This is a genomic window from Gluconobacter roseus (genome assembly GCF_046058915.1).
Classification (GTDB): domain Bacteria; phylum Pseudomonadota; class Alphaproteobacteria; order Acetobacterales; family Acetobacteraceae; genus Gluconobacter; species Gluconobacter roseus_A.
Genome location: NZ_CP175538.1, coordinates 359,354 through 385,592 on the forward strand (window position 1 = coordinate 359,354; position 26,239 = coordinate 385,592).

Genomic DNA, 26,239 nt, shown 5'->3' on the forward strand with positions numbered 1-26,239 from the left:
GCAGTGTATGAAGACCGCCCATGACGCGTTTCGTATTCATCACCGGCGGTGTGGTATCTTCTCTCGGCAAGGGCATCGCTTCAGCGGCCCTCGCTGCTCTCCTCCAGGCGCGCGGATACAAGGTCCGCATGCGCAAACTGGACCCCTATCTCAACGTGGATCCGGGCACCATGAGCCCGTACCAGCACGGTGAGGTGTTCATTACCGATGACGGGGCCGAAACCGACCTCGATCTCGGTCATTATGAACGCTTCACGGGCGTCCATGCGTCACGTGCTGACAACACCACGACGGGACGGATCTATTCGGATGTGATCGCGCGCGAACGCCGCGGCGACTATCTGGGCGGAACCGTGCAGGTCATCCCGCACATCACGGATGCCATCAAGGACGTCGTGGTCACGGGTACTGACGACTATGATTTCGTCCTCGTGGAAATCGGCGGGACGGTTGGCGACATCGAGAGCCTGCCCTTCCTCGAAGCCATCCGTCAGCTGCGCAATGATCTCGGCCATGCCCAGACCATGTGCGTGCACCTGACCCTCCTGCCCTATATTCCGGCAGCCGGCGAACTCAAGACCAAGCCGACGCAGCATTCCGTCAAGGAACTGCAGAATGTCGGCATCCAGCCGCAGATGCTGTTGTGCCGCTCGGACCGTCCCATTCCGGATAACGAGCGCCGGAAGATTGCCAATTTCTGCAACGTCCGTCCGGAAGCCGTTATTGCGGCGCTGGATGTGGACACGATCTACGCCTGCCCCATTTCCTATCACAATGAGGGAATGGATCAGGAAGTCCTGCGCTATTTCGGTCTGCCCTATGACAGCAAGCCGGACCTCTCACGCTGGGAAAAGATCGTCCATGCGATTCGCGAGCCCGAGGGCGAGGTCCGTGTGGCCATCGTCGGCAAGTACACAGCTCTGCTCGACAGCTACAAATCGCTGGCCGAAGCCCTGCTGCATGGTGGCATTGCCAATCATGTGAAGGTGAAGCTCGACTGGATCGAATCGGAAGAGTTCGAGAAGAACGGCAATATCGCCGAGCGCCTGAAAGATGCTGACGCCATCCTCGTCCCGGGCGGCTTCGGTGAACGCGGTGCGGAAGGCAAGATCCAGGCTGTCCGCTATGCTCGTGAGCACAACATCCCGTTCCTGGGCATCTGCTTCGGCATGCAGATGGCCGTGATCGAATGTGCCCGTTCGCTGGCGGGTCTGCCCAAGGCCTCTTCGACCGAGTTCGGTCCGACGGATGAGCCTCTGGTCGGTCTGATGACCGAATGGGCCCGTGGCAGTGAAATGCTCCGCCGTCGTGAAGGAGGCGATCTGGGGGGCACGATGCGTCTGGGTGCCTACCCGGCCAAGCTGGTTCCGGGTTCCCGCGTAGCGGAAATCTATGGCCGCACGGAAATCCGTGAGCGCCATCGTCATCGCTGGGAAGTCAACGCGCATTACAAGGACCGCCTTGAAAAGACCGGTCTGCGGTTCTCCGGCCTGTCGCCTGACGGTGTGCTGCCGGAAGTGATTGAATATCCGGATCACGCCTGGTTCGTGGCCGTGCAGTACCATCCGGAACTGCTTTCCAAGCCCTTCGACCCGCACCCGCTGTTCGCAGGCTTCATCGCTGCGGCCGTCAAGGAGGCTCACAGCAAGTGAGTTTCCGGATCGGAGACCTTACGGTCGGCCAGGATCAGCCGTTCACGCTGATTGCTGGTCCCTGCCAGATCGAATCCCGCGAGCACGCAACGGAGATGGCATCAGCCATCTCCGGCATCTGTCGCGAGCTTGGCATCGGGCTGATCTACAAAAGCAGCTTCGACAAGGCGAACCGCAGTTCGGTCAATGCCGCGCGCGGTGTCGGCATGGATGCCGGTCTGGACATTCTCGCCGGTATCCGCGAGCGCTTTGGCGTTCCTGTCCTGACGGATGTCCATACGGCCGAACAATGCGCGCCTGCGGCTCAGGCCGTGGATGTGCTCCAGATCCCGGCGTTCCTGTGCCGCCAGACGGACCTGCTGCTGGCAGCTGGCGAAACGGGTCGTGCCATCAATATCAAGAAGGGCCAGTTCCTTGCCCCGTGGGACATGGCCAATGTCGCGGCGAAAATCGCGTCCACGGGTAATGAGCGTATCATGCTCTGCGACCGTGGCACGAGCTTTGGCTACAACACGCTTGTGAGCGACATGCGTGGCCTGCCGATCATGGCGCAGACGGGCTATCCGGTCGTGTTCGACGCCACGCACTCGGTTCAGCAGCCGGGCGGTCTTGGGGCGTCAACGGGCGGACAGCGCGAATTTGTCGAACCACTGGCCCGCGCTGCCCTGTCCATCGGCGTGGCTGCCGTTTTCATTGAGACGCATCAGAACCCGGACCATGCCCCGAGCGATGGTCCAACCATGGTACCGCTCAGTGAAATGCACGGTCTCCTGACGCGCCTGAAAGCCTTTGACGCTCTGGCGAAGTCCTTCCTGTCCTAGGTGCCGGATGGTGCCAGAGCCGCCAGAAACAGGCTCAGGACCACGACAGCCGTAAGGCCTGTCCGAAGCGGCAGATAGCCTGGGGGAAGAGCACCTTTTCTCCAGGCTTCCCGCTCTACAAGAAATGTTCCGACAAAGCCGATGATTTCCAGTCCGAAACCGGCACGGACATGTCCCAGCACACCCACACAGAGCGCAAGCCATGCCCAGAGCGCAGGGCAGACGCCCAGTACAAGACGCTGACGGTCCCGCTGTGACGTCCCGCCTACCGTGATGATATCAGGCCGTTCCATGGCCAGACCCCAGTGCACGGCTCCCAGAAACGACAGGATGCAGGCCCCGTACGCCAGCAGAATGATCTTCAGATGCGGCAGAGGCGCAAACAGCCCGGCCAGGAAGATCCAGCCGCCGAGCGTCACGAAGGGGATCAGTCCGGCGATGCCGAGCACGAAAACGGGAAAAGGAAGGCGCATGTCGTCGTTGACCTCACGGCGTGATTTTGAGACTTGAAATAGCTGTTCCATTCCGAACGGTCACGAGCCACCCCGGTTCACGCATATCCAGGAGAGCTTCCATTGAGCGCCATCGTTGATATCACCTCCCGCGAAATCCTGGACAGCCGCGGCAATCCTACCGTCGAGGTCGAGGTCGAGCTGTCCTCGGGTGCCCGCGGCCGCGCTGCTGTCCCGTCCGGTGCCTCTACAGGCGCTCACGAAGCCGTGGAGCTGCGTGATGGTGACAAGTCCCGCTACGGCGGCAAAGGCGTCCTGAAAGCCTGCAGCCACGTTGAAAACGACATCCTCGAAGTTCTTCAGGGTGCCGAATCGGAAGACCAGATCGCCATCGACAATGCGATGATCGATCTGGACGGAACGCCGAACAAATCCCGTCTGGGTGCGAACGCCATCCTCGGTGTTTCCCTCGCCGTTGCCAAGGCCACGGCCGAGGAACTGGAACTGCCGCTATACCGCTACGTCGGCGGTGCCTACGCTCATCTTCTGCCGGTGCCGATGATGAACATCGTCAATGGCGGTGAGCATGCCGACAACCCGATCGACATCCAGGAATTCATGATCCAGCCGGTTGGCGCGCCGACGGTTGCCGACGCGATCCGCATGGGTTCGGAAATCTTCGCACGTCTGAAGAAGGGTCTGTCCGAAGCCGGGTACAACACCAATGTTGGCGATGAAGGCGGCTTCGCACCGAATCTGAAGTCTGCTGACGAAGCACTTGGATTTATTGCAAAATCCGTTGAGGCTGCGGGCTATAAGCTTGGTGAGGACGTGACCTTCGCGCTCGATTGCGCTGCTACAGAGTTCTATGCGTATGGCCGCTACAACCTGAAGGGTGAAGGCAAGGAATTTGATGCTTCGGGCATGATTTCCTACCTTGAGGATCTGGCCAACCGTTACCCGATCGTCTCCATCGAGGATGGTCTGGCGGAAGACGACTGGGAAGGCTGGGCAGAGCTCACGACCCGTCTGGGCAAGAAGCTTCAGCTTGTTGGTGACGATCTGTTCGTAACCAACCCTGACCGTCTGCGCCGTGGCATCAAGGCTGGCACGGGTAATGCCCTTCTCGTGAAGGTCAACCAGATCGGAACGCTGACCGAGACGCTTGAAGCTGTCGAAACCGCGCACAAGGCCGGTTATGCCTGCGTCATGAGCCATCGTTCAGGTGAAACGGAAGACTCCGTCATTGCTGATCTGGCTGTCGCCACGAACTGCGGTCAGATCAAGACTGGCTCCCTCTCCCGCTCCGACCGTACGGCAAAGTACAACCAGTTGATCCGGATCGAGCAGCAACTCGGCAGCGCAGCCCGTTACGCTGGCCGCAGCATTCTCAAGAACTCCTGAGTTCTGCCAGGCGGCCCCGTCTTTCTGTGAGACTGGGCCGTCTTCTTTTCTCCGGATATGAAAGATATCCGTATCATTCATTGTCTGGTCACAGATGACTGATATAGACTGACGCAGTCATTCAGAACGGAGTTTGCACGACGTGACACTGGTCCGACTTATCAAGCGTGGTGTCCGCGCCGTGGCTCCTCCGGCTTTTTTCCTGTCCCTGACCGTTTACTTCGGTTGGAATGCGCTTCACGGCGCACATGGCATTCATGCCTATCAGGAACAGACGCAGCTTGAGAAAGATGCTGTTCAGGCCAAGCAGGATGCCGAAGACGAGCAGAATGTCTGGCGTCGTCGTGTCGTTGCTCTCAAGGAAAAGGCGCTGGACGCCGATATGCTGGATGAACGGGCGCGCGCTACGATGAACCTGACGCGCAGTGGTGATCTGGTTGTGCCCTACGGCCCGCATGATAAGCTGTTCTGAGCAGTAGTCAGAAAAGCTATTCTTTCAGACACAAAAAAAGCGGCCTTTAAGCCGCTTTTTTCATAAAGACTGTTTGAGCAGTCTTACTTGATCTTGGCTTCGCGGAACACGACGTGCTTGCGTGCAACCGGGTCGTACTTGCGCACTTCCATCTTCCCCGTAGCGGAACGGGCATTCTTCTTCGTGACGTAGAAGTAGCCGGTTTCGGCTGACGAAACGAGCCGGATCTGAATAACGTTGCTCTTTCCCATGATACCCTCGGGCTTTCGCCATACTGATGCCGCTCGAAGGTGTCGATGCAGCATGTTGATCTCTAGATTGGGCGCACCATGCTGATTTGTGCCCCAAAGGTCAAGAGCTTCCCGCACGATTTCGCAGTTTTGCTCTGTTTTCAAAGACTTTCGCTGTCAGGAAATCTTATCAGTCATCCGTGTGCCCCCTGCTCTTTTGCTTGTGAGGCAACAGAGAGGAACCTATAAGGAACAAATGCAGGATGCGTCTCATTCTGCAGTTTTCTCGACCTGCCTCCGCCGAGGCGCATGGGAGCGCCTGTATGCTGACCCGCAAGCAGCACCAGCTTTTACTATATATCGATGATCATCTTCGCCGGACGGGATATTCTCCCTCCTTTGACGAAATGAAAGACGCCCTTGAACTGCGTTCGAAGTCTGGCATCCATCGCCTGATTTCCGCTCTGGAAGAGCGTGGCTTCCTGCGCCGGCACCATCATCGCGCCCGTGCCCTTGAAGTGCTTCGTCTGCCTCACATGGGAACCGAAGCGCCTGCTGCCTCGTCTGCTGGCACGGGATTTGTCCCGGCTGTCATCAGTCAGCCACAGACGGAGCTTGAAGGGGCTTTCTCCGAGGCCAGTGTGGCCAATGACCGTCAGACCGTCACCATTCCTCTTTATGGACGCATTGCAGCCGGTCTGCCGATCGAGGCCATGCAGGATGACAGTGACCGGATCGAGGTTCCGATTTCTCTGCTCGGGACCGGCGAGCATTACGCCCTGACGGTTGCGGGTGATTCCATGATCAAGGCAGGTATTCTGGATGGGGATATTGCCATCATCCGGCGTCGGGAAACGGCGGAAAACGGACAGATTATCGTTGCCCTGATCGATGGACAGGAAGTGACGCTCAAGAAGCTGCGGCGCCGTGGTTCAATGATTGCGCTGGAAGCCGCCAACCGGGATTACGAAACCCGCATTTTCCCGGCGGAACGTGTCCACATTCAGGGACGTCTGGTCGCGCTTTTCCGGCAGTATTAAGCACGGCTCATACAATAATGGCGGCTATGAAAGCCGCCAGTTGCCGGTTTATTTAGGAACCGCGGGTACGCCGCGAACGACTTTCACGCTTCCGTCCGGAGCAATCAGCGTACTTGTGCCGTCTCCGTTCGGAATGACGATAGTCTTGCTCGGATTCTTGTTCAGGAAATGTCCGGCGTTGTCGGGAACGGAAGAAGGAAGCGTGGGGATGACGTGGCTGCGGTCGCTGCTCACGCCCTGGTGCATATCGACACTTTCGCCGACCGACATGCTCTGTCCCTGCTTCAACTGGGGACCGGATGCCCCAAGGGCGCCCTTGCTGCCAATGCCACTCATAAAGCTCTCGTCAAGCGCCGCACCACCGAAATAGGTCGCCGGATCGCCCAGGGCGTGACTGAACGTACTGTTGGGATTTTCGACGTCCTTGAGGGTCGGAAGTGGCTGTGGAGGACCTGGCCAGATATTGCCGCTCTCGGGAAAAATGGGGGTTTCGGCGAACTTCTCACCACGTGCACGATGAATGTTCTCACTGTCACCATGAGGTCCATTAGGATTATCGAGCGCGGTCCATAACATTGTGTCCTGGATATACTTGCCCATGCCTGAACAGCCGCTCAGAGCGAGAGGTAGTGCCAGCAGAGCGGCCTTCCGCATTTCTTACTCCCACAAGGTCAATAAATGACCTTTAGCGGTCCTTGTAACGGAGCGCCAGATGAAGACAGTCAAACACAGCAACAATTCTTCCGTCGGACGGCATCAGAAGCTGATTTTGGATGATTTGCGGGTCTGTCCCGCCATGATGCGGGTCAGCCCCGCAGTCAGGTAACCCCAGCCGCTGATGACGGTCGGAATGACCGAGAACCAGAGCAGGATGCCGCCAATCAGGCTGGCGGGCAGGAAGGAGAGACCCAGCATTCCGGCCGCGCCGTCTCCACCGATCAGAAATCCGATGGCGACCATCTGGATTCCGGTCTTCCATTTCGCAAGCCGCGTCGATGGCAGCGTTTCCCGCTGGGACGCCATGTATTCCCGCAGACCGCTGACCAGGATTTCCCGGACCATGATGATGATGCCCGCATAAAGCGAGAAGACGGGAAGCTGTGTGAGGCCGGCCAGAGCCAGCAGGAGCGAGCCGACCAGAAGCTTGTCGGCGATGGGGTCCATCATCCGGCCCAGTTCGGAGAGCTGATGCCAGCGACGCGCCAGGGCCCCGTCAAGATAGTCCGTGATGCATGCGGCCGTGTAGACCACGCAGGCAATCACGTTCGCAGTCGGCGAATGCACGGAGAGCAGCACGACCAGTACGGGAATGGACGCGATACGCAGCAGTGTCAGAATGTTTGGCAGATCTGTCAGCATCGTCGCCAGTCTAGAACAGTTTCCGTCTCTCCGGTATGCGCCAATGTGTCCGTCAAAGATGTATTTTTCGTGTAAATCCTGACAGGCGTTCTAATGGCTGCGATCGTCAACCGAAGCTTTCTGGACCCATTCCGGGTGAAAATGCCCGTAGATCGCGGTCGCCGTGCCGGAACTGATGCCCGGCGCATTCTCCAGTTCCTCCAGACTTGCCTGCCTCACTGACTTCGCCGAGCCGAAATGATTGAGCAGTGCCTTTTTCCGAGCCGCTCCGATTCCCGGGACGTCGTCCAGTTCCGAACTCCGTAGTCCCTTGGATCGCCCTGCCCTGTGCGTCGTGATTGCGAATCTGTGGGCCTCGTCGCGCAGACGCTGCAGATAGTAAAGCACAGGATCACGCGGCGGCAGCTGGAATGGCGGCTTTGTCTCTGTAAAGAACCACTCCCGTCCTGCGTCCCGGTCCGGCCCCTTGGCGATGGCGACAATCGGAATGCCGGTCACGCCCATATCGGCGAGAACAGCCCGCACGGCGTTGAACTGCCCGAGCCCACCGTCAATGAGGAGCAGATCCGGCCAGTCCTCGGGTCGTTCTCCGTTTTCGGGACGACGTCCGAACCGGCGCTCCATCACTTCCCGCATCATGCCGAAATCGTCGCCCGGCGTGACGGGACCCTTGATGCTGTATTTACGATAGGCGCGCTTGTTGAAGCCTTCCGGTCCACCCACGACCATGACGCCGTAAGGCGCCTGTCCCATGATATGGGAGTTGTCGTAGGTCTCGATCCGCTGGGGCGTCTCCGGTAGACCAAAGACTTCGGCCACACCTTCAAGCAGTTTGCGCTGTCCGGTGTTCTCCGCCAGCTTCCGTTCCAGCGCTTCACGGGCGTTGAGCGCTGCATGCTCGACGACGTCTTTCTTCTCACCGCGCTGGGGCCTCAGGATTTCGACCTTCTGTCCCCGCCGGATGCTGAGGGCTTCCTCGACAAGTTTCAGTTCGGGGATTTCGCAGTTCACCAGGATGGTCGGCGGCGGCGGCTTGTTGTCGTAGAACTGGATCATGAAGGCCGAAAGCACATCTGCCGCGCTCTCTTCCTCCAGATGTGCCGGATAAAACGCCCGGTTGCCGTTATTCCGGCCGCCACGGATGAAGAAGACCTGAATGCAGCTCTGGCCGGCCTCCTGCCAGATCGTCATGATGTCGGCATCATTGATCGTGGACGGATTGATCGTGCTGGAGCCCTGAATGCTGGCAAATCCGCGGATCCTGTCACGGATCGCAGCGGCGCGCTCGTAGTTCATGTCCTGCGAGGCCTGCTCCATCTCCGCCGCAAGGCGCTGCTGCAGTTCGGTGCTGTGGCCTGAAAGGAACTGCCGTGCCTCGCTGACCAGTTCGGCGTAATCCGTCTTGGAAATCCGGTCCACACAGGGCGCGGAGCAGCGCTTGATCTGGTACAGTAGGCAGGGCCGCGTCCTGCTGTTCAGGACCGCGTCCGAGCAGGACCGCAGCAGAAAGCTGCGCTGTACCAGATTTAGCGTCTGATTGACGGCCCAGGCATTCGCGAATGGACCCCAGTAAGTCGCGCCCTTGACCGGTTTGCCACGCTGCTTGGTGATCTGCGGAAACTCATGGCTCTCCGTCAGCATCAGCCACGGATAGCTCTTGTCGTCGCGCAGCAGGATGTTGAAGCGCGGCTTCATCCGCTTGATATAATTGGCTTCCAGAAGCAGGGCGTCTGCTTCCGTTCGCGTAATAACGATCTCCATCGAGACGGTCATCGACACCATACGCCGCAGCCGATCCGGCAGCTGGTTGAGGCGGGTATAGGACGACACGCGCTTCTTCAGGCTCAGCGCCTTGCCGACATAGAGGACCTCACCCTTGGCACTCAGCATGCGATACACGCCAGGGCTGTAGGGGATGGTCTTCAGCGCTTCCCGGATGGCTTCCACGCCCTGCTTTTTTTGTGCAGGAACAACGGGTTCGCCATGATCGCTTGCCGGGTCGATGTCATGTGGAGGAAGGTCGGTCATTCGGCTTCTTCAGTCATCCACTGAACCTGTGGAAAAGTCTGTGGGCTGCTCCGTGACAGAATCATGAAACCCCCGGTTTGCCAGACCTGCCATCAGATTGCCCAATTTTTAATCATGTTTTGCAAGTCTTTGAAAACGCTTGCATCTTGCTTTCGTTCCCGGAGGGTCAGCTTCACTCTGGAGACAAAGATCGACCGCAAGGTGGTCGCAGAACATGTCAGCGGATCATGGTGGACGAACCGGCTCCTCTTTCCTCTATCATGATCATGTTCTGTTCTTCCGAAGGGCAGAATGAATACTTCATCCTGCCCCTGATCAGGCCTGCGTTGCAGCCTTCTCGGCGGTTTCCAGCAGGCGCAACATGTTACCACCCCAGATGGCAGCAATGTCCTTGTCACTGAACCCGGCGGCCTGGAGGGCCCGCGTGACATTTGCGGTTTCAGTCGCGTCTTTCCAACCCGGGATCCCGCCGCCGCCGTCGAAATCGGAAGAGATGCCGACATGCTCCACACCGATCCGGTCTGCAATGTATGAGACATGGCGAACCAGATCTTCGACGGTTCCGCCCCCGCCTTTTTTCAGGAATGAGCCCATGGCCGTCACCTGAATCAGGCCGCCTGTCTCTTTCAGGCGATCAAGCTGTTCGTCATCCAGATTGCGCGGGTGATCGCACAGTGCACGGGCGCAGGAATGACTGGCGAAAACCGGTGTGGTCGAGATTTCGGTGGCCTGCATCATGGTTGACTTGGCCCCGTGGGACACATCAACCAGAACGCCGGAACGGTTCATTTCGGCGATCGCCTCACGCCCCAGATCCGACAGACCCTCGTGAAGGGTTTCGCTGTCTTCCAGATCCTTGCGGGGGATGGCGGCATCGGCCAGTGCGTTGTGCCCGTTATGGGTGAGCGTCATGTACCGCACGCCATATTTGCGGGCGAGTTCAGCGATCCGTCCGGGCTGACCGCCAAGGGCGTGTCCGTTTTCAATCGCAGGAATGACAGCCAGATCATCTGCCTCATAAGCGGCCCGCACGTCTGCAGCAGTCCGGCACACGCGAACGCCCTGCCCGTTTTCGAGACCGGAGATCACGTCCAGCATGGCCTGAACCCGTGACCAGCCCTCAGCATGGCCTGCATCGTCACGCGGGCCTTGCGGAATATAGGCAGCGAGGCACACAGCCCGCAGACCGCCCTTGCGTGTCTTGGGGACGTTTACCTGCCGGGAAGTTTCCTCCGCCCAGGCATCCTGGCGGTCTGGCCAGGGAATATCGATATGGGAATCAAGGGTCAGAAGCGTGTCGTGAAGATCAGTCATGGTTTGTTCTAGATCGGACTAGAACGCCTCATGCGCAAGAGGGAGCTTGTCAAAACAACCGATCCGGTCGATCCCTTTTGTCCATGCGTCTTATTACATGGAACATCAATTCCCTCCGACTCAGGCTGCCTCTGCTGAAGCAGATCGTCGAACAGGAAAACCCGGACATCGTCTGTCTGCAGGAAACGAAAGTCCCGGATCCCCTCTTTCCGGCCCAGGCCCTGACGGAAATGGGTCTGCCTCATCAGGTCTATAAAGGCATGAAGGGTTATAACGGCGTGGCGATCCTGTCGCGGCATCCGCTACAGAGTGTCGCCGACACGCCGGACTGGTGCAGCCGTTCTGACTGTCGCCATGTGGCGGCCCGTATTGCCACGCCGGCTGGTCCGATCCTGCTGCACGATTTTTACGTGCCCGCCGGGGGCGATATTCCCGATCCTGAAGAAAACGAAAAATTTGCCCACAAACTCGCCTTTGTGGACGAAGCCACTGGCTGGTTCACTGGCATCTCGCCTGCCCGCAGCATTCTGGTTGGCGACCTCAATATCGCGCCACTGGAACATGATGTGTGGAGTCACAAGCAGCTTCTGAAAATTATTAGCCACACGCCGCCCGAGATCGAACGTCTCAAGGCCTGGATGGCAACGGGATTTCAGGATGCCATGCGGACGATCACACCAGAGCCTGAAAGGCTCTATACATGGTGGTCATACCGCAACAGGGACTGGAAGAAGTCCAACCGCGGACGGCGGCTGGATCATGTCTGGATGACGCCCGACCTTATGCCGGGTCTGCGTGATGTCCGGATCCTGCGGGACGTGCGCGATTGGGAAAGCCCGTCCGATCACGTCCCGGTCGTGCTGGATTTTGATCCAGCCTGAACCGGAACCTGCCCTGTCAGCCTTCAGGCTGACAGGCTGTCGGAGCCGATGACGCCACGTCCTTCCGGATCGAGACGATAACCGCCTCCTTCCGTAATCAGCAGTGAGGTGCGGGCCGGATCGGGCTCTATCTTCTGGCGCAGACGATAGATATGCGTCTCGAGCGTATGGGTGGTCACAGCAGCGTTGTAGCCCCAGACTTCGTTCAGAAGAACCTGACGCGCTACCGGCCGCTGACCTGCACGGTAAAGATACTTCAGGATCGCCGCTTCCTTCTCCGTCAGACGGATCCGGCGGTTGCGGGCGGTTTCGACCAGAAGCTTGGCGGACGGGCGGAATGCATATGAACCGATTTCGAACACAGCATCTTCGCTGTTCTCGAAAATCCGGAGCTGGGCGCGCAGACGGGCCAGAAGCTCACCAATGCGGAACGGCTTGGCGACATAGTCATTCGCGCCGGCGTCCAGACCGCGTACGACATCATGCTCGTCATCGGATCCGGTCAGGATAATGATCGGCATGCGGACGCCTTCACGTCGCAATTCGGCGCAGAAATCGCGGCCGTCACCATCCGGAAGGGTGATGTCCAGCAGCATGGCGTCATATCGGGCGCCGGGCTTGGCAAGAAGCTCACGGGCCGTAGCGACGGAGGTTGCCTCGACAGCCTCCAGCTCGCCACCGTGCTGAAGCTGCTCGGCCAGCAGACGACGCAGTGTATCGTCATCGTCTACAATCAGGATGGGGCGGGGACCTGCCATAGTAACCTGTCTCGTTCTATCACGACGGAAAAGAAGTCACATCCGCAAAGATCGGCGTTCGTAACTCGAACATCCAGACTTCCCTCTCCTGCGAGTAAGGAAAGTACAGAATGTCTGTGGGCAGACTATGGCAAGGACAGCGGCAAAAGGAAACAGGATTATGGCTAAAGCTATTTTGAAAACCGCTGGAGACCGCGCTTTTCTTCACTTCCACGGGAAAATCGTTCCGGCTTTGATTGGTCGATACGGTCTGTCTCTTGACAAGACTGAAGGAGATCTCCGCACTCCCGTCGGGGAACTGCCGCTCAGGCGTATTCTCTATCGTGCGGACCGCACATTACGCCCGGTTTCCGGCGCCGGATTGCCTGTTGAGCCTATCGCCCTCAATGACGGCTGGTGCGACGATCCGACCCATCCTGACTACAACCGGGCCGTTACCCTCCCTCACCCCGCTTCCTGCGAAAATTTGTGGCGGGACGACCACGTTTACGATCTCTGTATTGTGATGGGATGGAACGATGCCCCGGCCGAGTCGGAACGGGGTTCCGCGATCTTTCTCCATCTGCCACCCGCCAGCGGCTACACAGAGGGCTGTATCGCCCTGGATGAGAAAGATCTGCGTGCGTTTCTGAAAGCCGGTCTCTCGCATATTACGGTGGAGGCACCAGCCTAGTTCCTGTTAGGCCAGCTCGGTTGACGGGGGTACCATGGAGACCATGTAGTCCCCCGGCTGGGGCACGGCCTTGTCGTTATCCTCGGCCGAGCGGATCAGGATGCCCCCATCACGCCGGACCACGAGGATATCGAGCCTGTTTTCATCCGTACCGAATGACGGAGCGGTCTCTTCCGTGGCTTCCACAGCCACGAACCGCCAGCCCTGTTCGAACAGGGTATCGAACAGGGTGTAATTCCAGGCAGGCTCGCCGAGGACCTTGCCGCGCGCATCGCGTGACAGGCCATGATAGAAGTCCAGCCGCGCCACGCCGGGACTGATCTGGTAGACGCGCTGCCGCCCCATGGTTGGCGCCAGATGTCCACACACCATTCCGTTATAGATGCCGTCACCGGTCGTCGCGATCAGGTAATCAGCGGGACGCTCCTCGAATGATTCCTGACCATGCTGGGACAGAAGCTCTGCCCGCAGAACGGGAATATCCTGCCGCGTGGCGGGAATAAGTGCGCTGGAGCGGTTGTCCACCAGCAGAACCGGTACGCCGGCCTGCCGCAGGCAGCGGGCAAAATTGATGGACCATGCGCTGGCGCCGAGAATGGCGATTGCCGGTTCATTGGACAGCGTCAGTTTCAGCAGCTTTGCGATGGGCCCAAGCGAAAACCCGTGCAGGATCATCGTCACCGCAATGACCGCGAATACGGCCGGCATGATGAGATCGGCCGACTGGTATCCCGCTTCCTTGAGACTGATCCCGGCTTCACCGGCGACGGCTGCTGCGACGATACCGCGGGGCGCGATCCAGCCGACAAACAGCTTTTCCTTCCATGGCATGCTTGTGCCCAGTGTGGACAGGAAAATGCCCAGTGGCCGTACGACGAACAGCACCACCACTGTCAGTGCGAAGATCGGGATGGAGAGCTGCGCCAGAACATCCCGATGCAGGTCCGCTGTCAGCATGATGAACAGGACCGAGACGACCAGAACCACCAGTGATTCCTTCATGCGTCGCAGTTCCGCAACGCCCGGGATCTGAAGGTTTGCCAGGGCCATGCCGAAGATCGTCACTGCCATCAGCCCCGCACCGCCCATTTCGAGGTTGCACAGGGAGAAGATCACCAGCGCCATCGAGATCAGCACCGGCGTCTTAAGGATTTCCGGCATCAGGTCGCGCGTGAAGAGATAGCGGATCAGATAGGCCGGCAGGATCCCAGCGGACAGCGAGACCGCAATCGCGCCCAGAAGATCGGGCAGCGTATGCGTGAAGAATACGTCCGCATGAACGTCCACATGCAACGTCATCAACTGAAGCACGACGGCCGCCAGAATGGCGCCCAGCGGATCGTTGACGATGGCTTCCCAGCGCAGGAACGCCGCCACGCGCGGCTGAAGCTTGGCACTGCGCAGCAGCGGCAGAACAACGGTCGGTCCCGTGACGACGACGATCGCGCCGAACAGCATGGACGTGCCCCACTCCAGATGCGCGACATAATGTGCCGCCAGCGAGCCGAGGACCCAGTTGATTGGCAGTGCAAGCATCGTCAGTCGGGCGACGCCCTCACCGGCTTCGCGCAACTGGCGGAAATCCAGCGCCATGCCCCCTTCGAACACCACCAGTGCCACAAGCAGCGATACCAGCGGCCGGAACATCCACCCCATTGTTTCCGATGGATGAAGGATGCCAAGCCCGGGCCCGAAGATCAGGCCGAGCGAAAACAGGAGAACAATAGCTGGAAGCCGGAAGCGCCAGGCGACCCACTGGGCCAGCATCCCCGCTCCGAAAGTCGAGGCAATGCCGATGAGAATGTCATATTGCATGGATGTTCGGGACGGGCTCCGCGTTATGGATATGAAGCGGTATCATATCGCACATCACGCGACGCGCCTAAAATGCGGAAGAATGGCCGATCATGACGACCTTGCTCCACCACACTGAAACGGATCTGCTGATCCGTCCCGCCCAATCTTTGGACCGCGAGGGCATCTGGCGGCTTCTGTCTCCCGTTCTTCGTAAAGCCGAAACATATGCCCTGCCCCGACACTGGGGCAGACGACAGGCACTGGCCTACTGGATGGATGTCGAGCACCGCGTTTATGTCGCGCAGACCCGCGATTATGAGATCGTCGGGACGTTCTATCTTCAGGCCAACCAGAAAGGCGGTGGCGCGCATATCGCCAATGCCGGTTTCATCGCCCGGTCCGGATTGGGCGCGGGTCGCCTCATGGCCGAACATGCCTTGGCGGAAGCCGTACAACTCGGCTTCCGCGCCATGCAGTTCAATTTTGTGGTCAGCACGAATCAGCGTGCCATAGCCCTGTGGAAGACGCTGGGCTTTCGGGTGATCGGCACGCTCCCCGGAGCATTCGATCACCCGTCTGAAGGCTATGTGGACGCGCTGGTTATGTGGAAGGACCTTCTGCGTCCGGCGTCGTGACAGCGGCTTCAGCTGTCTCTTCGGGCTTTGTATCCGTCACGACCCGTTCCAGCACGCAGGCAAAGAACCCGTCCGTTCCGTCTCGCAGCGGCGTTAGCGAAAACTGTGACTTGTTTCGCAGTTCGGCAGGCAGAAGCTCGGACATCTGCTCTTTCGGCAGGCGCACGAAATCCGTGCGACGCTTGAGGAAAGCATCGATCTGTTGTCCGTTTTCGCAGGCCAGAAGCGAACAGGTCGCATAGATCATGCGTCCACCCGGCTTCACCAAAGATGCTGCACGATCAAGGATCTGTGCCTGTTTGATGACAAGTTCCTGAATGTCTTCGGGCGTCAGGCGCAGCCGTGCATCCGGGTTCCGGCGCCAGGTTCCGGTGCCCGAGCATGGCGCATCGACCAGCACCCGGTCGAAGCTGCCTGCCCGACGCTTGGCCCATTTGTCACCCGACACCAGAAGATGCCGCTCGACGTTATGGACACCTGCCCGACGCAACCTCTTGACCGCTCCGTCCAGGCGCTTTTCATGCACGTCGCAGGCCACGATATGTCCGCGGTTCTCCATGGTCATCGCCAGTGCCAGCGTCTTGCCGCCCGCACCCGCACAATAATCCAGAACCCGGTGCTCGCCGCGCGCATCTGCGGCCGCAACCACAAGCTGACTGCCCTCGTCCTGGATTTCGACCAAGCCATCCTTGAAAGCCTCCGTCGCCGTGACCGGCTGCCGCCCGTCAAGCCGCAGCCCCCAGGGCGAGAGCTTCGTCGGTTCCGCCTGAAGCGATTCGCGTCGCAGCTCTCGGATGGCCGCCTCGCGGCTTCCCTTCAGCAGATTGACGCGCAGATCGAGCGTCGGCGTTCCCAGCATGGCTTCCATCTCGTCCGGAAGCCGGTTGCCGAACGTCTCGCGCAGCGCACTGTCCAGCCAGTCCGGATATTCAAGCCGCACTGCGATAGGCTGCTTCTGGGTGGAAAGTTCTTTTCCTTCCAGTCCCTTGAGCGCCATATCTTCACGTGACGTCAGAGGCTTCTGCGCATAACGCTCGCCACTGAACAGCTTGCGGACGTTCTCCATCGTCTCTCCACCAAGGAGAAGCGATGCCGAGCACAGCAGGCGTGGGGAAATGTCGCCGGAAATATCCTTAAGATGCCATTGCAGCCGTCGCCAGCCCCGCAGGATGTCCCAGACGATTGTGGAAATGGCGCGACGGTCGCCGCCACCGATATAGCGCCGTTCGCGAAAGAAGGCGTTGGCTGTGGCGTCGGCGGGACGGCGGGGCGCATTCTGGATCGCACAGAGCAGATCGATGGCGCCTGAAAGACGGGCTGCGGGGGTCATAGTGCCCCCGTAGCCCGTTTGGCCTCTCAATGCGAGAGGCTTTGATGCCGGAAGCTCAGTCCCGGCGGTAGTTCGGGGCTTCACGCGTGATCGTCACATCATGGACATGGCTCTCACGCAGACCTGCATTCGTGATGCGACGGAACATGGTGCGGACCTGAAGGTCAGCCACCGTTGCCGAACCCGTATAGCCCATGCCGGCCTTCAGACCGCCGACGAGCTGATGGATGACCGGGGCCATGCTGCCCTTGTAGGGAACCTGGCCTTCGATGCCTTCCGGAACCAGCTTGAGCGTGTCGCGGACTTCCGCCTGGAAGTAGCGGTCCGCAGAGCCGCGGGCCATGGCACCCAGCGAGCCCATACCACGATAGGCTTTGTAGGAGCGGCCCTGATACAGGAACGTTTCGCCCGGGCTCTCATCCGTACCGGCGAGCAGCGAGCCCACCATAACGACATCCGCGCCTGCGCCAATGGCCTTGACGATATCGCCGGACGTCCGGATACCGCCATCTGCGATTGCCGGAACATCTAGTTCATGACACGCAGCTGCCGTTTCCATGACGGCGGAGAACTGCGGCACACCGACGCCAGCCACAACGCGCGTCGTGCAAATGGACCCCGGACCGATGCCGATCTTCACGCAATCAGCACCAGCCGCGATCAGAGCCCGTGCAGCCTGTGGCGTTGCAACATTGCCGGCGATGATCTGAAGTCCACCGTGACGGCTCTTGAGCGTTTCCACAGTCGTCAGAACGCCCTGGGAGTGACCATGGGCCGTATCAACGACGATGACGTCCACGCCAGCTTCGGCAAGGGCTGCAGCCCGCTTGAGACCATCTTCACCCACACCGACTGCTGCGGCACAGCGCAGGCGCCCCTGGGAGTCCTTGATGGCCAGCGGGTGCGCGATGGCCTTGTCCATATCCTTGACGGTGATCAGGCCGATGCAGCGGTGGTTTTCGTCAACGACCAGAAGCTTCTCGATCCGATGACGATGCAGAAGTGTGCGGGCTTCGTCCGGAGCTGCACCATTGAGGACCGTCACGAGGTTCTCATGCGTCATCAGGTCGCGGACGCGGGTATTCGGATCGGTCGTAAAGCGCATGTCGCGGTTGGTCAGGATACCGACCAGCACGCCACTGCCGTCTTCAACGACCGGCAGACCGGACACACCGTGGCGCGCCATAATGGCCTGAACTTCGGCCAGCGTCTGGTCCGGGCCAACCGTGACGGGATTGACGACCATGCCGGATTCAAAGCGCTTGACGCGACGGACCTGCTCGGCTTGCTCTTCAATGGAGAGGTTTTTGTGGATGACGCCCATGCCACCCTGCTGCGCCATTGCAATGGCCATGCCGTCTTCGGTCACGGTATCCATGGCGGACGACATCAGGGGGATGTTCAGTTCGATGGAGCGTGTCAGGCGGGTCCGGGTCGAGGTCTGCGCCGGCAGGACCGACGATTCAGCCGGCTCGACGAGCACGTCGTCAAATGCCAGCGCCTCGCGGATGCGCTCATTAAGATGTGTTGTGCCGGAAGATGATGTCATGCCCGCTTGCCCCCGTTACGTCATGCGTCGTGACGACGCGATGTGTGTGAACCGGAGACCAAGAGGCCGTCCGGCCGTTGGCGGGTCCTCATAGAGCACTTTACCCCCTGAGGGGAAGTCTCTTTTTTGCGGTATTTTCTGAGGATTTCTTGGCTGGGAGACCTGGATTCGAACCAGGGCTGACCGGGTCAGAGCCGGTAGTTCTACCGCTAAACTATCTCCCAAGCGGTGAGAGGGTGTTTATCAATCGCCCCCATGCGGCGCAAGAGGGATAAGGACATTTTTTTTAAAAAAACGGATATTTTTCTTGCGGGTAGGGTCCCGGGGGCCGCATGCTGCTTTTCCAAGGTCCCAGATCACGGGCAAGCGGGAGCCGAAACACATGATGAGGTATGGAACGGATCACAACCTGTCAGGCCCGGTGCCTGTTCATGCGTCTGCGCGACGTACGGGTCCGTTCTTTGGTGCCATTGATCTTGGCACCAATAACTGCCGTCTCATGATTGCGGCGGGAACGCCCAATGGTTTCCGTGTCGTGGACAGCTTCAACCGCTCGGTCCGTCTGGGTGAAGGTCTGCGGGCCAGTGGTCGTCTTGCCGAAGAGTCCATGAAGCGCGCACTGGATGCCCTGCGCATCTGCGCGGAGCGTATGAAGCAGTGGCCTCTTGTCCATGTGCGTGCAGTTGCGACGGAAGCCTGCCGTCAGGCGGCCAATGGTCGCGAGTTTCTGGCGCGCGTCCAGCATGAGACAGGTCTTACGATCGACATTATCACGGCGCGGGAAGAAGCGGAGCTTGCGCTAGAAAGCTGCTCTCCCCTTTTCCGTCAGCCGGAGCACAAGCCCGTTCGCGCCGATCGTGGCGTGCTGTTCGATATCGGCGGTGGATCGACAGAAGTGGCATGGGTCCGGATCGATCCGGAACGCCAGACCCAGACCCTGATTGGCACCACCAGCGTTCCTGTTGGCGTGATCACCCTTCAGGAAATGTTCGGTGAAGGTCATGGTGCATCTTATGAAACCATGGTGCAGCACGTTCAGGATTATCTGAAGGGTTTCGAGAACGTTCACCGCATCCGGCGGGAAGTGACGCATGGCAAGACACGCCTGATCGGCACGTCCGGCACGGTGACCACGCTTGCGGGAGTTGCACTGTCCCTGCCCCGCTACAACCGTACGGCTATTGACGGTCTGACATTGCCTGGTCTCAGCATGATGGATGCTATTGGCAGTCTGCGCAGTCTGGATCGTGATGAACTCGCGAACCATCCATGTGTGGGAGCAGAGCGTATGAAACTCGTTCTGCCAGGCTGTGCGATCTTTGAAGCAATTCACCGTCTGTGGCCTGTTGAAGACGTAACGATTGCGGACCGGGGGTTGCGCGATGGGATGTTGCTGCGTATGGCCCGCGATCATGGTCAGCGTTCCGGCAAGGGACGTCACACGACCAGTCGCCATGCCACGCCCCGGTCACGGGGCCCATTCGGGACATATGCCACAATATGAAGCCGCCAAGATCCCGCTCCGGTTCCAGTAAGGACACGGGACCGAAGCGTATTCCGGGCAAGGCCCTGAAAAGCGCCTCCAACCCCGGTGAAAACGACGCAACGCTCAATTCTGCGACGTCACGCACTGCAAGAAACAAGACGGTCTCGCTCAAAACAGCCCGCGGACGGACGACAGCCCAGCAGCGCTGGCTCAATCGCCAGCTGAACGATCCATACGTTGCGGCCGCCCGCAAGCAGGGCTGGCGTTCGCGCGCCGCCTTCAAGCTGATCGAAATCGACGACCGCTTCAAACTGATCGAGGAAGGCACGCGGATCATTGATCTGGGCGCGGCTCCAGGCGGCTGGACACAGGTCGCGGTCAAGCGCGGTGCCAAAAATGTCGTGGGACTTGATCTGCTTCCGGTTGATCCTGTCGCCGGTGCGGAAATCATCGAGGGGGATTTCACCGATCCCGAGATGCCTGACCGGCTGAAGGACATGCTGGGCGGACCTGCCGATTTGGTCATGTCCGACATGGCGCCGAACACGACCGGGCACGCGGCCACAGACCATATGCGGATCATGGGGCTCGCCGAAGGCGCGCTGGATTTCGCGTTTCAGGTTCTGGCCGAGGGTGGCAGCTTTATTGCCAAGGTCTTCCAGGGGGGCTCGGAAAAAGACATGCTCGCCCTGATGAAGACGGCTTTTGCCAGCGTCAAACACGTCAAGCCGCCTGCTTCGCGCAAGGAGTCCAGCGAGCTTTATGTGGTCGCGACCGGCTTCCGCCCGGAGCGTCTGGCTGAAAACAGCAAAACAGTCTGATCGTCCGGTGAACCGTTACTGGCGCCTGCATGATGGCAGCGCCAGTAACGGTTCACTTTCAGGCCTTAGGCGGATTGGCCTGCAGGAATGATTCCATGGCGCGCTGTGCGACGGCCGCTTCCCGGCCCAGCCGGATCAGTCCGCCGATCTGCAGCGGATGTCGCAGCAGAGACCCCAGCAGTCCAGGTACATAGACCGCGCCATTCTTAATGCTGCTTTTGACTGCGGGCGGAAGATCCCGTGTTGCGTCGTCACAGACGACACGCAGAACGGCGAAGGGCACGCCTGCATCAGCAACAACGCCGCTTTCCATATCCACGGCCAGGCATTTCGTCTGGGAAAAATACCAGGCTTTTTCCAGACCCAGTTCGACCAGCACGTCACTGTGCAGAATGCCGCCACGTCGGGCATAGGCTGAACCGAATACCTGGCTCAGATCCGGGTCGCAGGAGATATCCCTGTCTTCATAACGGACATGGTCCGCTACGATGACTGTTCCGGGCGCAACGTCTGGTGAGAGGCTTCCCGCACATCCGAAGGACAGAAGTTCAGTCGCGCCGGCCTTGAGCAGACGTTCCACGCCTTTGCGCGCACCTTCGGGCGTGGCGTTGCTCAATGCCACGGGAGCATTCGGCAGGAAACGCCGGATCAGACGGGCTTCCTGTTTCAGACCTGCGAGAACACCCAGCATCAGAACCCGTACTCCACCTTGCCGCTGTTGCTCACACCGAGACTACGGTAGCGGGCCAGCGCAGTCAGCGGGAAGAACTGTTTGTAGCCGTGATAGCGCAGATAGAAGACCTTCGGGAAACCGACAGCGTTATAGGCTTCTTCCTGCCATTCGCCCTTTTCGTTCTGCTGCGAGACCAGGTAGGCGACGCCGCGCTTGACGGCTTCGCTCTCGCGGCGACCGACGGCCATGAGAGCCAGAACAGCCCAGGCCGTCTGGGACGGCAGGCTCTTCTTGTACATACCTGCGGTGCCGCCTTCGTAGGTGGCGCAGTCTTCACCCCAGCCGCCATCAGGACGCTGAACGCTCTCGAGCCAGTTCACGGCGCGCAGAACCATCGGGTCATCATGCGGGACGCCGGCGATGTTCAGTGCACACAGGACAGACCAGGTTCCGTAGATGTAGTTCGTGCCCCACCGGCCAAACCAGCAGCCTTCCGGCTCCTGCTCGGAGCGCAGATAATCGAGTGCCTTGAGGATAACCGGTCGGTCGTCAGGGTCACCCAGCTGCGCCAGGAAGGAAATGCAGCGTGCAGAGACGTCAGCCGTCGGCGGGTCCAGAAGCGCCCCGTGATCCGAAAAGGGAATATGGTTGAGCAGCTCGTGATCATTGTCGATGTCGAAGGCGCCCCAGCCACCATTCGTGCTCTGCATCCCGATGATCCATTCCCGCGCACGGGAGATGGCGTCACGATTGCCTTCCGGATCGACACGATGCAGCAGCATGCCGACGACGGCGGTGTCGTCCACATCCGGATAGTAATCGTTCTCGTACTGGAATGCCCAGCCGCCTGGACGAAGGTCTGGCGCGTTGATGGCCCAGTCCCCCTTGACGTCCAGGATCTGGTGATCCCGCAACCACTCGGCACTTTTCTTCAGAGAAGCGATGGTTTCCTCGCGCTTGGTCCCAGCCGGTCCGGATGCGGCTTCCATCATCGCCAGACCGGACAGACCCGTATCCCAGACCGGCGAGACGCAGGGCTGGCAATAGATTTCGTCGCCATGATCCACCAGAAGATCCTGGATCGCATCCCAGGCGGTCTTTGCACGCGGATCAGTGTCCGGGACACCCTGCGCGCGATACATCATCACGACATTCGCCATGGCGGGATAAATGGCGCCCAGCCCTCCCCGGCTCAGACGCGGCTCGATGAAATCGCTGGCGGCCTTGAGGGCTTTTTTATGAACGCTGCGCGGGATCAGCGGCAGAACCGGACGCAGGGCCGAGTCCAGATGCTTGAAGAAGCGGCCCCACACCGAACGGTACGGTCCGCGGATCCAGTCTGTAACTTCAGACGGCGGCTTGACGAACAGTTCCTGCACATGAATGCCGCGCGGATTGATGGCCTTGGGCCGGAGCGCATTGAGCACCAGCAGCGGCGCGATAACGGCGCGTGACCAGTAGGACATGTTCCAGACCGAGAAGAACGCCTTGCGTGGCAGGAGCATGAGCTCGACCGGCATCACGGGCGTTGCGTCCCAGGGAACTTCCCCGAACAGTGCGAGCTGGATCCGCGTAAACACGTTCGTCCGCGCTGCGCCACCGTGATCGAGAATGGCCTCGCGTGCGATGCGCATGTGAGGAGCGTTAATATCGTCCCCAATGGCCTTCAGCGCGAAATAGGCCTTTACAGTCGCGGAGAGGTCGAACCCGCCGTCATGATAAAGAGGCCAGCCCCCGTGGTCGCCCTGAATACGGCGCAGATAAACGCCGATCTTGGCCTGCTTCTCCGGGTCGATCCGGTCAAGATAGTGCTCGAGCAGAACATACTCGGCCGGGATCGTGGCATCCGCTTCGAGCTCATAGACCCAGTGTCCGTCCGACTTCTGCTTCCCACCCAGCGCAGCCTGTGCGCCTTCGATGGCAAGATTGATCTCATCGGGTTCGACGGATTGGCGGGACAAGGTCTCGCTCACGCGGCCCTCCTTTTCCAGAATATCAGAATAGATCAGCATTGCTCGGTTCTCCCGACACAGGCAGTCCTGAAAGGCGGGAGCTGTGTTACAATCATGACAGTGTGAGCGCTCATCACGATCCCGTGTGCTCAATGGCGGACCGGAACCCCAGCGCTGAAACGGCCTGCAGACCGGACTGGATGGAGCCCTCGATCGTGGACGGCAAACCGGTGTCGGTCCAGTCCCCGGCCAGAGCCAGATTGACGAGGTCTGTTCTGGCTCCGGGGCGCAGGCGGTTCTGCTCGGGCGTTGCGGCGAACGTGGCACGCTTCTCCCAGATCAGACGGGCTGGCGGCATGGCGACCGGAAGCGGCTGTGAGAGTACGGGATCAAGAGCGCGCCTGATCTCGGACCAGATCGTTGCCAGAAGCTCGCTGTTCTTGCGATCGGCATAACGGTTGGCCGCACTGACAGTGACGGACAGAACATCGCCCTTCAGGAAAATCCATTCCGAAATGCCGCCGACCAGTCCGACGAAACCGGCCTGTGCCACGACGCCGCGCGCCTGTACCGTTTGTGGAAGGCGGAAATGCGCGTTGGCGATGCTTTCGAATGCGTCCGGCGCTGGCAACGCTGGCATGAGCGACTGCGCGACAGGGCCCGGTACGGCCATGATGACCTGATCTTCCGGACCCAGTTCAATGATACCGTCCGATGTTTCCAGTGCTATGGCGCGGCCATTCTCTTGCGTGATGGCGCTGACGCGAACACCTGTGCGCACGTCGCCATGGAAGCGCCTGAGATACGCTACGGCAGGATCGATCAGCGTTTCAGACAGTCCGACTGCCGGGAACCACGGACAGCAGGCCATGCCTCCCTTGGCCAGAGATTTGCGGATCACGTTTCCAAGCAGCTTCGCGCTGCCGGTGTGGATATCCGTATTGAGGACGGAAATCGCGAATGGGATCAGCAGCCTGCGGCTCAACTGGCCAGAACTGAGGCAGGTCTGCACCGTCGTATCCTCGCCGGCGCGCAGGAAACGGCCCAGTGAAGCCAGTTCGGACAGTTTCATGCCCGGGACGCGCCGTCCTCCCGGAAGCGCCCAGAAGGGAAGCTTTCCTTTCGACAGGCGCAGCGTCCAGGCGAGGCTGTCCTCAAGATCGTAATACGGAAAGATCGGCAGGCCCGGACCCGTCAGGGTGTGGCGCGCGCCGATGATGTCCAGATAGCGGAACGTCAGATCATTCGCAGACAGGATCAGATGATTGCCGTTGTCGATCCGTGTATCGAGAGACCGGTCGTGGAAGGAACGGGCCCGGCCGCCACAGGCGGGTCCCGCCTCGTACACCGTGACCCGCGCCTGTGCTGCCAGTTCGACTGCGGCGGAGAGGCCTGCCAGACCGCCGCCGATGATGTGGACATGGCTCATGGGGCTTACTTCACATATGCTGCGAGTGTACGGAGCTTTCTCCAGGGTTTGGAGACCTTTGGAGCAATATCAGGCGTTTTCCAGCCGCGTTTTTCCAGTGCGGACAGGATGGGCGCATAAGATGCGGCCATCATGCGCGCCGGACGCATCGCCCTGCTGTCACACATCTGCATGGCCGCTTTCGCCGCCCGGAAATGGTCCTTTGCCCGCTCGGCCAGAATACGGGCAACATGATCCAGACCATGAGCATAGAGCGCTTCATGTGGGTCTTTGGGGACATCAAACCGGGTCAGAAGCTCGGACGGTAGATAGAGTTTGCCACGGGCTGCGTCCTCTGCGATGTCGCGCAGGATATTCGTGAGCTGAAGCGCCCGCCCGAGATGATAGGCCACGCGCCGTGCATTGTCGGACGAGTCACCAAACACGCAGACCGAAAGCCGCCCGACCGCAGAGGCCACGCGGTCGCAATACAGATCGAGCGTCGCCTCATCCGGTGCCACGATCGGCGCGCCGCAATCCATGGCCATGCCGTCGATGACGTCATGAAAATCCTTGGCCTGAAGCTGGTAGCGGTGAATGGCGACGATCAGGATGCGGTCGAGCGCATCTGTTGCCACACCTTCATAGAGCCGGTCGATCCGCTGGTGCCAGTCCTGCAGGGCTGCCATCGGGTCTGCGACGCCGGCGTCACCATCCGCGATGTCGTCCACCTGGCGGCAGAAGGCATAGACCGCAAACATTGCCTGACGCCGGTCTGCCGGAAGAATACGCATCCCGCGGGCGAAGGATGTCCCGGAGGCCGTGACGATCCTCTCGACATGGTCCAGATCGGCCTGCGCGCAGGGAAGACCGGAAGAAGCGCGCATCCTGCTGAAAACCATGTCTGACCCCTGTCTCGTTTCAGAAGATCAGGGTTCTAGCCCCAAATCCCCCCGAGACAAAGACGACCTGAACGGAAAGCATGGCCATGCGTTATGGTGATGCCAAAAGGCAACACCTGAAAAGGAGTTTTTCGCCATGCGTTTCCCCGCCCTCGCGACCCCCGTCCTTCTCGCAGGCGTAATACTGGGAGGAACCCTCTCAGCGCCATCTGCCATCGCGCAGACATCATCGCCCGCAACCGCCAGCGGTCATGCCGATCATCTTCTGGCCGATGATCATTCCTGGAATGGCACACCTTACGATCATTATCCCACGACACGCCCGATGCTCAGCATGATCCGGCTGACAATCCCGGCGCATTCCGCCCTGCCCTGGCATGTCCATCCCTATCCCAATGCCGGATACGTGCTGGAGGGAACCCTGACGATCGAGGATCGGGAAAGCGGCAAGAAGCGGACCTTCCATCAGGGTGAGGCTTTTGCGGAGTTGGTCAACGACGTCCATTCCACTGCCTGGCCAGCAGAAAGAATACTGAAAATATCTTCCGGGCCTGCTTTGACAGGGAAAACGTTTCGGAATTAACATGTTCCGGACCCAGTCT

The 26,239-nt window shown here is 59.7% G+C and carries 25 protein-coding genes and 1 tRNA gene; 11 read left to right on the forward strand and 15 right to left on the reverse strand.

Annotated features, from left to right (window positions below):
* Positions 1–20 precede the first annotated feature (20 nt).
* Complete coding sequence (locus tag ACJ2A4_RS01725) at positions 21–1,652, forward strand: CTP synthase (RefSeq protein WP_062510462.1); 1,632 nt, start codon at positions 21–23, stop codon at positions 1,650–1,652.
* Entirely contained in the window at positions 1,649–2,473 is an 825-nt protein-coding gene (kdsA, locus tag ACJ2A4_RS01730) for a 3-deoxy-8-phosphooctulonate synthase (protein WP_408873362.1), read from the forward strand. Before ACJ2A4_RS01725 ends, kdsA begins: the two co-directional genes overlap by 4 nt.
* Here kdsA and ACJ2A4_RS01735 read toward each other — a convergent pair.
* On the reverse strand, positions 2,470–2,946 hold the full coding sequence (locus tag ACJ2A4_RS01735) for a DUF3429 domain-containing protein (RefSeq protein ID WP_408873363.1): 477 nt from the start codon (positions 2,944–2,946) through the stop codon (positions 2,470–2,472). The genes kdsA and ACJ2A4_RS01735 overlap by 4 nt on opposite strands.
* Positions 2,947–3,048: 102 nt before the next feature.
* On the opposite strand from ACJ2A4_RS01735, the gene eno reads away from it, so the two are divergent.
* On the forward strand, positions 3,049–4,329 hold the full coding sequence (gene eno / locus ACJ2A4_RS01740; RefSeq protein WP_408873364.1) for a phosphopyruvate hydratase: 1,281 nt from the start codon (positions 3,049–3,051) through the stop codon (positions 4,327–4,329).
* Between the two features lie 142 nt (positions 4,330–4,471).
* Positions 4,472–4,801, forward strand: coding sequence for an FtsB family cell division protein (locus tag ACJ2A4_RS01745; RefSeq protein WP_408873365.1), 330 nt, complete (start codon positions 4,472–4,474; stop codon positions 4,799–4,801).
* An 83-nt stretch (positions 4,802–4,884) separates the two neighbouring features.
* On the opposite strand, the gene rpmG is transcribed toward ACJ2A4_RS01745, so the two are convergent.
* A complete protein-coding gene (gene rpmG, locus ACJ2A4_RS01750; RefSeq protein ID WP_011253780.1) occupies positions 4,885–5,052 on the reverse strand; it encodes a 50S ribosomal protein L33 in 168 nt (55 codons plus the stop codon).
* A 302-nt stretch (positions 5,053–5,354) separates the two neighbouring features.
* Between rpmG and lexA the strand changes: the two genes are divergently transcribed.
* Positions 5,355–6,071 carry a transcriptional repressor LexA gene (gene lexA, locus ACJ2A4_RS01755; protein WP_408873366.1) on the forward strand — a complete coding sequence of 239 codons (717 nt, stop codon included), beginning with the start codon at positions 5,355–5,357 and terminating at the stop codon, positions 6,069–6,071.
* Positions 6,072–6,119: 48 nt separating this feature from the next.
* On the opposite strand, the gene ACJ2A4_RS01760 is transcribed toward lexA, so the two are convergent.
* From ACJ2A4_RS01760 to ACJ2A4_RS01775, 4 genes are all read right to left on the reverse strand, one after another.
* On the reverse strand, positions 6,120–6,725 hold the full coding sequence (locus ACJ2A4_RS01760; protein WP_408873367.1) for a hypothetical protein: 606 nt from the start codon (positions 6,723–6,725) through the stop codon (positions 6,120–6,122).
* Positions 6,726–6,827: 102 nt separating this feature from the next.
* On the reverse strand, positions 6,828–7,430 hold the full coding sequence (pgsA, locus tag ACJ2A4_RS01765) for a CDP-diacylglycerol--glycerol-3-phosphate 3-phosphatidyltransferase (protein WP_194259971.1): 603 nt from the start codon (positions 7,428–7,430) through the stop codon (positions 6,828–6,830).
* A gap of 90 nt (positions 7,431–7,520) precedes the next feature.
* Complete coding sequence (gene uvrC, locus ACJ2A4_RS01770; RefSeq protein WP_408873368.1) at positions 7,521–9,458, reverse strand: excinuclease ABC subunit UvrC; 1,938 nt, start codon at positions 9,456–9,458, stop codon at positions 7,521–7,523.
* A 315-nt stretch (positions 9,459–9,773) separates the two neighbouring features.
* Positions 9,774–10,772, reverse strand: a complete 999-nt coding sequence (locus ACJ2A4_RS01775) for a dipeptidase (protein WP_408873369.1) — start codon at positions 10,770–10,772, stop codon at positions 9,774–9,776.
* A gap of 83 nt (positions 10,773–10,855) precedes the next feature.
* Between ACJ2A4_RS01775 and ACJ2A4_RS01780 the strand changes: the two genes are divergently transcribed.
* A complete protein-coding gene (locus ACJ2A4_RS01780) occupies positions 10,856–11,653 on the forward strand; it encodes an exodeoxyribonuclease III (RefSeq protein ID WP_408873370.1) in 798 nt (265 codons plus the stop codon).
* 23 nt (positions 11,654–11,676) lie between these two features.
* Here ACJ2A4_RS01780 and ACJ2A4_RS01785 read toward each other — a convergent pair whose 3' ends face one another.
* The gene (locus tag ACJ2A4_RS01785) at positions 11,677–12,411 is read right to left on the reverse strand and encodes a response regulator transcription factor (protein WP_408873371.1); all 735 of its coding nucleotides are present in this window, start codon (positions 12,409–12,411) and stop codon (positions 11,677–11,679) included.
* A gap of 160 nt (positions 12,412–12,571) precedes the next feature.
* On the opposite strand from ACJ2A4_RS01785, the gene ACJ2A4_RS01790 reads away from it, so the two are divergent.
* Positions 12,572–13,084 (forward strand): L,D-transpeptidase, encoded by a 513-nt coding sequence (locus ACJ2A4_RS01790; protein WP_408873372.1) that lies wholly within the window; start codon positions 12,572–12,574, stop codon positions 13,082–13,084.
* A 6-nt stretch (positions 13,085–13,090) separates the two neighbouring features.
* On the opposite strand, the gene ACJ2A4_RS01795 is transcribed toward ACJ2A4_RS01790, so the two are convergent.
* Positions 13,091–14,899 (reverse strand): cation:proton antiporter, encoded by a 1,809-nt coding sequence (locus ACJ2A4_RS01795; protein ID WP_408873373.1) that lies wholly within the window; start codon positions 14,897–14,899, stop codon positions 13,091–13,093.
* Between the two features lie 92 nt (positions 14,900–14,991).
* On the opposite strand from ACJ2A4_RS01795, the gene ACJ2A4_RS01800 reads away from it, so the two are divergent.
* Positions 14,992–15,516, forward strand: a complete 525-nt coding sequence (locus ACJ2A4_RS01800) for an N-acetyltransferase family protein (protein WP_408873374.1) — start codon at positions 14,992–14,994, stop codon at positions 15,514–15,516.
* On the opposite strand, the gene ACJ2A4_RS01805 is transcribed toward ACJ2A4_RS01800, so the two are convergent.
* The 3 genes from ACJ2A4_RS01805 to ACJ2A4_RS01815 form a co-directional block, all read right to left on the reverse strand.
* Positions 15,482–16,846 carry an RsmB/NOP family class I SAM-dependent RNA methyltransferase gene (locus tag ACJ2A4_RS01805; RefSeq protein WP_408873375.1) on the reverse strand — a complete coding sequence of 455 codons (1,365 nt, stop codon included), beginning with the start codon at positions 16,844–16,846 and terminating at the stop codon, positions 15,482–15,484. The genes ACJ2A4_RS01800 and ACJ2A4_RS01805 overlap by 35 nt on opposite strands.
* A 55-nt stretch (positions 16,847–16,901) precedes the next feature.
* A complete protein-coding gene (guaB, locus tag ACJ2A4_RS01810; protein WP_408873376.1) occupies positions 16,902–18,395 on the reverse strand; it encodes an IMP dehydrogenase in 1,494 nt (497 codons plus the stop codon).
* A gap of 150 nt (positions 18,396–18,545) precedes the next feature.
* Positions 18,546–18,619, reverse strand: a tRNA-Gln gene (locus ACJ2A4_RS01815).
* 158 nt (positions 18,620–18,777) lie between these two features.
* Here ACJ2A4_RS01815 and ACJ2A4_RS01820 point away from each other — a divergent pair.
* Positions 18,778–19,899, forward strand: coding sequence for a Ppx/GppA phosphatase family protein (locus tag ACJ2A4_RS01820; protein WP_408873377.1), 1,122 nt, complete (start codon positions 18,778–18,780; stop codon positions 19,897–19,899).
* Positions 19,896–20,702: an RlmE family RNA methyltransferase gene (locus ACJ2A4_RS01825; protein ID WP_408873378.1), complete on the forward strand. Its 807-nt coding sequence runs from the start codon at positions 19,896–19,898 to the stop codon at positions 20,700–20,702. The genes ACJ2A4_RS01820 and ACJ2A4_RS01825 overlap by 4 nt, the downstream gene beginning before the upstream one ends.
* Before the next feature lie 58 nt (positions 20,703–20,760).
* Here ACJ2A4_RS01825 and ACJ2A4_RS01830 read toward each other — a convergent pair whose 3' ends face one another.
* From ACJ2A4_RS01830 to hpnD, 4 genes are all read right to left on the reverse strand, one after another.
* The gene (locus ACJ2A4_RS01830) at positions 20,761–21,393 is read right to left on the reverse strand and encodes a hypothetical protein (RefSeq protein ID WP_408873379.1); all 633 of its coding nucleotides are present in this window, start codon (positions 21,391–21,393) and stop codon (positions 20,761–20,763) included.
* Positions 21,393–23,387, reverse strand: coding sequence for a squalene--hopene cyclase (shc, locus tag ACJ2A4_RS01835; RefSeq protein WP_408873380.1), 1,995 nt, complete (start codon positions 23,385–23,387; stop codon positions 21,393–21,395). The genes ACJ2A4_RS01830 and shc overlap by 1 nt, the downstream gene beginning before the upstream one ends.
* 73 nt (positions 23,388–23,460) lie before the next feature.
* The gene (gene hpnE / locus ACJ2A4_RS01840) at positions 23,461–24,756 is read right to left on the reverse strand and encodes a hydroxysqualene dehydroxylase HpnE (protein WP_408873381.1); all 1,296 of its coding nucleotides are present in this window, start codon (positions 24,754–24,756) and stop codon (positions 23,461–23,463) included.
* 5 nt (positions 24,757–24,761) lie between these two features.
* Positions 24,762–25,637, reverse strand: a complete 876-nt coding sequence (gene hpnD / locus ACJ2A4_RS01845) for a presqualene diphosphate synthase HpnD (RefSeq protein WP_408873382.1) — start codon at positions 25,635–25,637, stop codon at positions 24,762–24,764.
* A gap of 136 nt (positions 25,638–25,773) precedes the next feature.
* On the opposite strand from hpnD, the gene ACJ2A4_RS01850 reads away from it, so the two are divergent.
* Positions 25,774–26,220: a cupin domain-containing protein gene (locus ACJ2A4_RS01850; protein ID WP_408873383.1), complete on the forward strand. Its 447-nt coding sequence runs from the start codon at positions 25,774–25,776 to the stop codon at positions 26,218–26,220.
* Positions 26,221–26,239 lie beyond the last annotated feature (19 nt).

Coding starts and splice junctions, on each gene's coding strand:
- ACJ2A4_RS01780 (WP_408873370.1), top strand. CDS start 10,856: ATGCGTCTTATTACATGGAACATCAATTCCCTCCGACTCAGGCTGCCT.
- guaB (WP_408873376.1), bottom strand. CDS start 18,395: ATGACATCATCTTCCGGCACAACACATCTTAATGAGCGCATCCGCGAG.
- uvrC (WP_408873368.1), bottom strand. CDS start 9,458: ATGACCGACCTTCCTCCACATGACATCGACCCGGCAAGCGATCATGGC.
- lexA (WP_408873366.1), top strand. CDS start 5,355: ATGCTGACCCGCAAGCAGCACCAGCTTTTACTATATATCGATGATCAT.
- ACJ2A4_RS01820 (WP_408873377.1), top strand. CDS start 18,778: ATGATGAGGTATGGAACGGATCACAACCTGTCAGGCCCGGTGCCTGTT.
- ACJ2A4_RS01735 (WP_408873363.1), bottom strand. CDS start 2,946: ATGCGCCTTCCTTTTCCCGTTTTCGTGCTCGGCATCGCCGGACTGATC.
- ACJ2A4_RS01800 (WP_408873374.1), top strand. CDS start 14,992: ATGACGACCTTGCTCCACCACACTGAAACGGATCTGCTGATCCGTCCC.
- ACJ2A4_RS01805 (WP_408873375.1), bottom strand. CDS start 16,846: ATGACCCCCGCAGCCCGTCTTTCAGGCGCCATCGATCTGCTCTGTGCG.
- ACJ2A4_RS01760 (WP_408873367.1), bottom strand. CDS start 6,725: ATGCGGAAGGCCGCTCTGCTGGCACTACCTCTCGCTCTGAGCGGCTGT.
- pgsA (WP_194259971.1), bottom strand. CDS start 7,430: ATGCTGACAGATCTGCCAAACATTCTGACACTGCTGCGTATCGCGTCC.
- ACJ2A4_RS01850 (WP_408873383.1), top strand. CDS start 25,774: ATGCGTTTCCCCGCCCTCGCGACCCCCGTCCTTCTCGCAGGCGTAATA.
- ACJ2A4_RS01775 (WP_408873369.1), bottom strand. CDS start 10,772: ATGACTGATCTTCACGACACGCTTCTGACCCTTGATTCCCATATCGAT.
- ACJ2A4_RS01725 (WP_062510462.1), top strand. CDS start 21: ATGACGCGTTTCGTATTCATCACCGGCGGTGTGGTATCTTCTCTCGGC.
- ACJ2A4_RS01795 (WP_408873373.1), bottom strand. CDS start 14,899: ATGCAATATGACATTCTCATCGGCATTGCCTCGACTTTCGGAGCGGGG.
- shc (WP_408873380.1), bottom strand. CDS start 23,387: ATGCTGATCTATTCTGATATTCTGGAAAAGGAGGGCCGCGTGAGCGAG.
- hpnE (WP_408873381.1), bottom strand. CDS start 24,756: ATGAGCCATGTCCACATCATCGGCGGCGGTCTGGCAGGCCTCTCCGCC.
- ACJ2A4_RS01785 (WP_408873371.1), bottom strand. CDS start 12,411: ATGGCAGGTCCCCGCCCCATCCTGATTGTAGACGATGACGATACACTG.
- hpnD (WP_408873382.1), bottom strand. CDS start 25,637: ATGGTTTTCAGCAGGATGCGCGCTTCTTCCGGTCTTCCCTGCGCGCAG.
- ACJ2A4_RS01825 (WP_408873378.1), top strand. CDS start 19,896: ATGAAGCCGCCAAGATCCCGCTCCGGTTCCAGTAAGGACACGGGACCG.
- ACJ2A4_RS01830 (WP_408873379.1), bottom strand. CDS start 21,393: ATGCTGGGTGTTCTCGCAGGTCTGAAACAGGAAGCCCGTCTGATCCGG.
- ACJ2A4_RS01790 (WP_408873372.1), top strand. CDS start 12,572: ATGGCTAAAGCTATTTTGAAAACCGCTGGAGACCGCGCTTTTCTTCAC.
- rpmG (WP_011253780.1), bottom strand. CDS start 5,052: ATGGGAAAGAGCAACGTTATTCAGATCCGGCTCGTTTCGTCAGCCGAA.